Raw genomic sequence first — 447 nt, forward strand, 5'->3', positions numbered from 1 at the left:
CCGTATTACAACAAGCCGACCCAGGAAGGGCTGTACCAGCACTTCAAGGCCATCGCCGAAGCGGTCGACATCCCGCAGATCCTCTACAACGTGCCGGGCCGTACCGCCTGCGACATGCTGCCGGCCACGGTTGTGCGCCTGTCGAGCGTGCCGAACATCATCGGCATCAAGGAAGCCACCGGCGACCTGTCGCGCGTCACTGCCATCCTGGCCGGTGTCAGCGATGACTTCCTGGTGTACTCCGGTGATGACGCCACCGCAGTCGAGCTGATCCTGCTCGGCGGCAAGGGCAATATCTCGGTGACCGCCAACGTCGCCCCGCGTGCCATGAGCGAACTGTGCGCCGCTGCGATGCGTGGTGACGCCGTCACCGCCCGCGCGATTCACGAAAAGCTGATGCCGCTCAATAAAACCCTGTTTATCGAATCCAACCCTATCCCCGTGAAA

At 62.4% G+C, this 447-nt stretch carries 1 protein-coding gene; it reads left to right on the top strand.

Annotated features, from left to right (window positions below; genetic code table 11):
- Positions 1 to 447, top strand: a 447-nt coding sequence (gene dapA, locus GV818_RS33770; protein WP_161778751.1) for a 4-hydroxy-tetrahydrodipicolinate synthase, incomplete at both ends; no start/stop codon positions are given.

It is taken from the genome of Pseudomonas sp. Fl4BN1, from assembly GCF_009908285.1.
Taxonomy (GTDB): domain Bacteria; phylum Pseudomonadota; class Gammaproteobacteria; order Pseudomonadales; family Pseudomonadaceae; genus Aquipseudomonas.